The organism is Streptomyces spiramenti, assembly GCF_012034385.1.
Lineage (GTDB): Bacteria > Actinomycetota > Actinomycetes > Streptomycetales > Streptomycetaceae > Streptomyces > Streptomyces spiramenti.
Map to the genome: position 1 here is coordinate 1 of NZ_JAAVJB010000248.1, position 6,900 is coordinate 6,900.

Annotated in this window: 5 protein-coding genes and 1 tRNA gene; 4 read left to right on the forward strand and 2 right to left on the reverse strand. The window is 74.6% G+C overall.

The window, feature by feature from the left end; all coding sequences use genetic code 11:
- Window positions 1-178: 178 nt before the first annotated feature.
- Complete coding sequence (locus HCJ92_RS20690) at window positions 179-481, forward strand: GroES family chaperonin (RefSeq protein ID WP_167935132.1); 303 nt, start codon at window positions 179-181, stop codon at window positions 479-481.
- 73 nt (window positions 482-554) lie between these two features.
- Here the strand turns inward: HCJ92_RS20690 and HCJ92_RS20695 are convergent, their stop codons facing one another.
- Together HCJ92_RS20695 and HCJ92_RS20700 are read right to left on the reverse strand one after the other, a co-directional pair.
- Window positions 555-2,852: a transglycosylase domain-containing protein gene (locus HCJ92_RS20695; protein WP_209311394.1), complete on the reverse strand. Its 2,298-nt coding sequence runs from the start codon at window positions 2,850-2,852 to the stop codon at window positions 555-557.
- A 351-nt stretch (window positions 2,853-3,203) separates the two neighbouring features.
- The gene (locus HCJ92_RS20700) at window positions 3,204-4,508 is read right to left on the reverse strand and encodes a GDSL-type esterase/lipase family protein (RefSeq protein ID WP_167935133.1); all 1,305 of its coding nucleotides are present in this window, start codon (window positions 4,506-4,508) and stop codon (window positions 3,204-3,206) included.
- 232 nt (window positions 4,509-4,740) lie between these two features.
- Between HCJ92_RS20700 and HCJ92_RS20705 the strand changes: the two genes are divergently transcribed.
- From HCJ92_RS20705 to HCJ92_RS20715, 3 genes are all read left to right on the forward strand, one after another.
- The gene (locus HCJ92_RS20705) at window positions 4,741-6,135 is read left to right on the forward strand and encodes a DUF445 domain-containing protein (protein WP_167935130.1); all 1,395 of its coding nucleotides are present in this window, start codon (window positions 4,741-4,743) and stop codon (window positions 6,133-6,135) included.
- A gap of 35 nt (window positions 6,136-6,170) precedes the next feature.
- Window positions 6,171-6,254 (forward strand) — tRNA-Leu (locus HCJ92_RS20710).
- A gap of 188 nt (window positions 6,255-6,442) precedes the next feature.
- Window positions 6,443-6,871 (forward strand): OsmC family protein, encoded by a 429-nt coding sequence (locus HCJ92_RS20715; protein WP_167935131.1) that lies wholly within the window; start codon window positions 6,443-6,445, stop codon window positions 6,869-6,871.
- Window positions 6,872-6,900 lie beyond the last annotated feature (29 nt).

Here is a 6,900-nt window from a genome sequence, read left to right on the forward strand (position 1 = left end):
GCCCACGGGTGGGAGCGTCGCAGCGGCGCTCCCACCCGTCGTCCGTCCGCGCCCGCCCGGCCCCCGCCCTCCGCCCGGCCGCCGTCCGCGGGGAGCGGCCGGGCGACGGCCCGCCGCCCTGAGATACGGTCGGGGCGTGAGCAGCAGCCAACCGACCCACGACAAGCTCCCGATCCGGATGTTGCACGACCGGGTCCTGGTCAGGACCGACACCGGTGCGGGCGAGCGACGTTCCTCCGGCGGCATCGTCATCCCCGCCACCGCCGCCGTCGGCAAGCGGTTGGAGTGGGCCGAGGTGGTCGCCGTCGGGCACAACGTGCGAGGTGTGGAGCCGGGCGACCGGGTCCTCTACGACCCCGAGGACCGCGCCGAGGTGGAGGTCCGGGGCGTGGCCTACGTCCTGATGCGCGAGCGCGACCTGCACGCCGTGGCCGCCGAGCGGCTCCAGGGCTCCGACGACTCGACCGGGCTCTACCTCTGAGCCCGGACCACCGCTGACCGGTGCCGCGGCCCGGCTCGTGGCGGGCGCCGCCGAAACACCACCGTCGTCCCGGTCAGCCGGGGTTCGGCGCGTCGGGCGACGCGCCGTCACCGCCCGCGTCCCCCGGCGCGGGGCCCGTGGGCGGCGACGACCCGCCGGGCGGGCCCGTCGGATCCACAGGACCCCCGCCCCCGCCGGGCGCGCCGCTCGGCTCTCCGGTACCCGGCCCGGTCGTCGTCCCGCCCGGGGTGGCCGGGCGCGTGGAGGGGCCGTCCGTGGAACCGTCGGAGGGGCTGTCCGAGGGTGAGGACGACTCGCTGTCCCCGTCCTCGTCCCCGCCGCCCGAGGGGAGATCGCCCGGGCGGAGGTCGAACTGCCGCACCTCCGAACCCTCCAGCGCCGCCGCGGTGTACTGCGCCCAGATCCTCGCAGGGACGCCGCCGCCGCTGACCCGCTCCAAGCCGAGCGCGCCGTACATCGGCACCTGGCCCCCGCCGTCCGGGTCCTGCCCCATCAGGGCGACGACGGTGGCGAGTTCGGGGGTGTAGCCCGCGAACCACGCCGCTTTGTCCTGCTCCGCCGTGCCCGTCTTGCCCGCCGCCGGTCTGGCGGCGGCACCGGCCGCCTCGCCGGTGCCGCCGGCGACGACGCTCAGCAGGAGCTCCGTGGTGGCGTCGGCCGCCTCCCGGGAGATCGCCCGCTGCGGCTCCGGTTCCGGCAGCGGCACCTCCTCGCCGTCCACCGTCACGGAGACGACCATGACCAGCGGGTTCCGCTCCCCGTGAGTCGCCAGCGTGGCGTAGGCCTGCACCAGGTCCAGCGGGCTGGGCGTCGACACCCCCAGGGAGACGGAGCCGGATGCGGACTCCAGGCCGGGCGTGGTCTCGGGGAGGCCGAGCCGGACGGCGGTCTCCCGGACGAGTTCCGGCCCGACGTCGACGCCCATCTGGGCGAAGACGGCGTTGACCGACTTCTCCATCGCCTCCCTGACCGGCAGCGTGCCGTGGTCGGTGTCCTGCTCGTTCTCCGGTGACCACCCGGTCCCGGTCCCGTCGCGGGCGACCACCTCGCGTCCGCTGCTGCCGCTGTAGGTGCTGTCGGGCCCGATGCGGTCGCCGGAGCGGTCGCGCGCCTCGTTCTCCAGGGCCGCCGCGTAGACGAAGGGCTTGAAGGTCGAGGCGGCCTGGTAGTCCCGCCGCGTCGCGCCCGAGATGAACTGCTCGGTGTAGTCCCGGCCGCCGTACAGCGCGACCAGCTGACCGGTGGCGGTCTCCACCGAAGCGGCCCCGGCGTGCACCGTGGAGTCCTGCGGTCGCTCCTCGTCGACCAGCTCGCCCAACTGGTCGGCGACGGCTCGCTCCAGCTGCTCCTGGCGGTCGGGGTCGATCGTGGTGGTGACCCGGACCCCGCCGGCGGCGATCCGCTGCTCGTCGAGCACCCCCTGCTCGACGAGGTACTGGTCGACGGCCTCCACCAGGTAGCCGCGCCGCCCGGACAGGCCGGACTGCGGTTCGGTGTCGGCCGGCTCGGTGAACTCCGTCGACTCCTTCTCCTCCGCGTCGAGCCAGCCCTCCGAGACCATGCCCGCCAGGACGTACTCCCAGCGGCCGAGCGCCCGCTGGCGGTACTCCGGGCCCGACCGCACGTCGTAGGCGCCCGGGGCGTTGAGGAGGGTCGCGAGGTAGGCGGCCTCGGAGGTGTCGAGGTCGCCCACGTCCTTGCCGTAGTACTCCTGGGCGGCGGCCTGCACGCCGTACGCGTTGCGCCCGAAGTAACTGGTGTTGAGGTACCCCTCCAGGATCTCGTCCTTGCTGAACTTCCGGTCCAGCTTGACCGCGATGAAGAGCTCCTTGGCCTTCCGCGTCACGGTCTGCTGCTGGTCCAGGTAGTAGTTCTTCACGTACTGCTGGGTGATGGTCGAGCCCGACTGGCGGCCCTCGCCCCGCAGCATGTTCCACCCGGCGCGGACCATGGCCTTGGGATCGACGGCCGAGGCGGAGTAGAAGTCGCGGTCCTCGGCTGCGAGGACCGCGTGCCGCACGTGGTCGGGCACCTGGTCCAGCGGGACGCTCTCGCGGTTGACGTCCCCCGTCCGGGCGATCACTGTCCCGTCGGCGTAGCGGTAGACGTTGCTCTGCGCAGCCGCCGCGGACTTGGGCTCGGGGATGTCCACCACCAGGTAGCCCGTCACCAGCAGCGCCACAGCGGCCACCGCGAGGGTCGTGGCCGACAGGCAGAGCGTCCGCCAGGTCGGGAGGAACCGGCGCCATCCCGTGCGCCGCGTGCGGGTCCCGCCGTCCCGCAGCCGGGGGCGCGGCCCCCAGAGCTGGGGCGCACCGCCGCTGCCGTCCGGTCCGTTGTGGTCGCTCATACCCTGCGGACTCCTCGCCCCTCGCCCACCAGCCCGAGTCCCCGGCGACGGGGATGACTCCTCCGGAGCCAGAGTCTCCCATCACGGACATAACGGGGCGAGTTCGGCGCGCCCGGGTGCCACTCGGGCGGTCGCCGGCGAGGCACCGGCCGGAGCGGTGAGGCCGGGGGGTGCAACGGAGTGCGGCGGGGTGTGGTGCGTTCCGACGGGCCGGACCGGCGCGATCGGACACGGCGGTCCGCCGTCGTCGCTCACCCGGAGGGCCGCACCCGGTCGTGGCGGGGTGCGGACCGGGGGAGGGCAGCCGCTGTCGTCGGGGGTGTGACTGCGGCTCCGCCCCCGAAAACGCCGTCAGGTGCGGACGTCCGCCAGGGGAGCCAGCTCGGCGAGCCGCACCGCGGCGGCCATCGCGGCGTAGCCGTCGTCGGAGGGGTGGAGGTGGTCGCCGGAGTCGTACGCGGGCAGCAGCCGGTCCGGTCGGGCGGGATCGCGCAGCGCCTCGTCGAGGTCGACCACCGTGTCGAAGACGCCGCCGGCGCGGATCGCGGCGTTGACCCGCTCGCGCACCTCCTCGCGGTCCGCGCGCCAGCCGCCGTGGCCGGCGAACGGCGCCAGCGTGGCGCCGGCGACGAGCAGGCCCGCGTCACGGGCGTCCGCCGTCACCTGCCGCAGTCCGGCCAGCAGCGCCTCCGCGTCGCCGCCGTCCGGGTCCCGGATGATGTCGTTGACGCCCAACTGCACCACCACCGCGCGCACCTCGCTCCGGGGCAGCACGTCGGTGCGGAGCCGGGTCAGCCCGGCGTCGGCGTTGAAAGGCCGGTCCGGCGCCGCGTCGGAGAGCAGACGGTTACCGGAAATCCCCAGATTCAACACCGTGTAACGAGGGCCGGCCTCGCTCTGCCGCATCCGCTCCGCCAGCCGGTCGGTCCACCGCCGGTTGGCCCCGGGGGTGGAGGTCACACCGTCGGTCAGGGAGTCCCCCAGGACGGCGACGGCGCCCTCGGCGCTCTGGCTGAGTACCTGCACGGCCGTCACGTACCGCCAGTCGGTGATCTCACGGGTGAAGGCGTCACCGGAGGCGTCGGCCGCGTGGTCGCCGTCGGCGACGTAACTGGTCTGGCGCGCCTGCCGGTGGTAGGTGACGGCGCCGCCGGGGCCCGGCGCGTAGACGGTGACGAGCAGGTCGGAGCCGACCGGCACCTCCAGCCGCGCCGCGTCGCTGACCGCCTCGCCGCCGGCCGGGACCGACACCTGGTCACGGCCCTCGAACGAGAGCCGCCGAACCGTCTCCGGCACGGCCGCCGGGCCGCCGCCAGAGGCCAGTGCCACCGTGACGTGCGTCAGGCGCAGCGGGCTCTCGCCGTAGCGGTTGGAGAGGGTGACCCGGACCGCCGAACCGCCCCCGGTGGGGCGCAGCACGTTGCGGACCGCCTGTCCCGGCATGCCGTCGGGGTGGTCGGGGTGGGCTCCGGTGGGGGCCGCGGTCCAGGCCGACAACCAGACGCCCTCGGAGGTCCGCAGGGCCTGTTCGGGGAGGCCCGCCGCGCTGGTGGCCGCCTGCCCGCGGGGGCTGAGGCTGTCGGCGACCAGTACGCCGACCACCAGTGCGGTGGCTATCAGCGTGGCCAGCAGTCCGTGGCCGCGTACTCTGCTCAGCAACCGACCCATCCCCTCTGCCGGCCCGGATGCCGGGTACTCCTGTCTTCTCGTCACATCTTCCCATCCCGGTTCGGGGCCGCATGTCGTCGTCCACCGTTCCTTCACGGCGCGACGCGGCCCGGAGTGGCCGGCGCCCCGCCGCCCGCGGGTGACGGGGCAGAATGCGGATGCGGCACGAGAGCTGGAGCGGACGAGTGACGCGAGAGAGCGGACGACGGGGGCGGCGGGAATGAGCGGTACGGACGGCACGGACAGCACGCCCCCCGGGGGACCGGAGCGCACGGCGGGGGCGTCACCGGGCGGGGGACCCCGGGAGCGGACCCGTCGCGCCCCCTCCCCGGTCGGGGCGGGACGCCCGGACCCCGGCCTGTTCACCGAGACGGACCTGGAGAAGCAGCGCGGCCTGCGCCGCATGAAGGCGGTCGCCACCGGCCTGCTGGTCTTCGTCGCGGTCGTCTACGCGCTGGCCACCTGGGCCGAGTCCCGCGGAGCGGGTGCCTGGGCCGGGTACGTGGCCTCCGCCGCGGAGGCCGGGATGGTGGGCGCGCTGGCCGACTGGTTCGCCGTCACCGCGCTGTTCCGCCACCCGCTCGGCATCCCGGTGCCGCACACCGCGATCATCCCGACCAAGAAGGACCAGCTCGGCCGCTCGCTGGGCGACTTCGTGGGGGAGAACTTCCTCTCCGAGCAGGTGGTCCGCGAGAAGCTGGGCTCGGTCGAGATGTCGCGCCGGGTGGGGGAGTGGTTGGCGCGGCCCGCCAACGCCGACCGGGTGACCGAGGAACTCGCCACGGCCCTGCGGGGCGGTCTCGGCGTCCTGAAGGACTCCGACATCCAGTCGATCATCGGCGAGGCGGTGACGCGGCGCGCGCAGACCGCCGAGATCTCCCCGGTCCTCGGCCGACTGCTGGAGCAGACCGTCAGCGGCGGCGGACATCATGCCGCCGTCGATCTGACGTGCGCCAAGGCCCACGACTGGCTGATCGAGCACCGCGACTCCGTGATGACGGCGATCGAGGGCGGCGCCCCCGGCTGGACGCCCCGCTTCGTGGACCGCCGGGTCGGGGAGCGCGTCTACCGCGAGCTGCTCCGCTTCGCCACCGACATCCGCGATCAGCCCGAGCACCCGGCGCGCGCCGCCCTGGACCGCTTCCTCCACGACCTCGCCGCCCAGCTCCAGCACGACCCCGCCACCCGCGCGCGCGTGGAGCGGCTGAAGGCGGACCTCGTCCGCCGGGACGAGGTCCAGGACCTCATCGCCTCCGCGTGGCACTCGCTGCGCGACATGCTGCTCGCCGCGGCGGCGGACGAGCGCAGCGCGCTGCGCATCCGGGCGCGCGCCGCGGTCCTCGCGGCGGGCGAGCGGCTCGGGACGGACGAGCGGCTGCGGGCCAAGCTCGACGGCTGGGCCGCCGACGCCGCCGTCTACGTCGTCAACGGCTACCGCCGGGAGATCACCTCGCTGATCACCGACACCGTGGCCAACTGGGACGCGCGGCACACCTCGCGGAAGATCGAGCTCCACATCGGCCGCGACCTCCAGTTCATCCGGCTCAACGGCACGATCATCGGTGCGCTGGCCGGACTCGTCATCCACACGGTGACGGTGGCACTGGGCGGGTAGGTGGGTGGCACCGCCCGGTATCATGGCGGGGTCCGGCGGCCGTTGCTGAATTGGTATAAGCGCAGCACTTAGGATGCTGTGGGCGAAAGCCCATGTGGGTTCGAGTCCCACCGGCCGCACCCGGACCGGCTCCGCGCCGGTCCCCACGCCCACCGTGCCGGGCGGCCCGCGACGCGGGGCGCCCGGCATGACGTGTCCTCCGACCGCCCGCCGCGACCGTGCCGGAGCGCCGCGACCGTGCCGGAGCGCGGCGCGGGATAGCGTGACGGACGGCAAGTCCCTTACGTCCCGGGAGGACTGACACACGATGGCAACCACGCGCACCGCCACCACCCGCTGGCAGGGTTCGCTCATGGAGGGCTCCGGCACGGTCTCGCTGGACTCCTCCGGCGTCGGCACCTACGACGTCAGCTGGCCCTCCCGCGCGGAGGAGCCCAACGGACGCACCAGCCCCGAGGAGCTGATCGCGGCAGCGCACGCCTCCTGCTACTCCATGGCGCTCTCGCACGGCCTCGCGGGTGCCGGCACGCCGCCGGAGTCGGTGGAGACCCGCGCCGACGTCACCTTCCAGCCCGGTGAGGGGATCACCGGCATCGTGCTCCGCACCCGTGCCCGGGTCCCCGGCCTCGCCGCGGACGACTTCCAGGCGGCGGCCGAGGGCGCCAAGAAGAACTGCCCCGTCAGCAAGGCGCTGTCCGGCGTCGAGATCAGCCTCGACGCCGAACTGGTCTCCTGAGGCCACGCGGCGGGCGGGCCACCCGCCCG

Bases quoted from the DNA above. Each gene is read 5' to 3' on its own strand.
- HCJ92_RS20695 (WP_209311394.1), bottom strand. From the start codon at position 2,852: ATGAGCGACCACAACGGACCGGACGGCAGCGGCGGTGCGCCCCAGCTC.
- HCJ92_RS20705 (WP_167935130.1), top strand. From the start codon at position 4,741: ATGAGCGGTACGGACGGCACGGACAGCACGCCCCCCGGGGGACCGGAG.
- HCJ92_RS20715 (WP_167935131.1), top strand. From the start codon at position 6,443: ATGGCAACCACGCGCACCGCCACCACCCGCTGGCAGGGTTCGCTCATG.
- HCJ92_RS20690 (WP_167935132.1), top strand. From the start codon at position 179: ATGTTGCACGACCGGGTCCTGGTCAGGACCGACACCGGTGCGGGCGAG.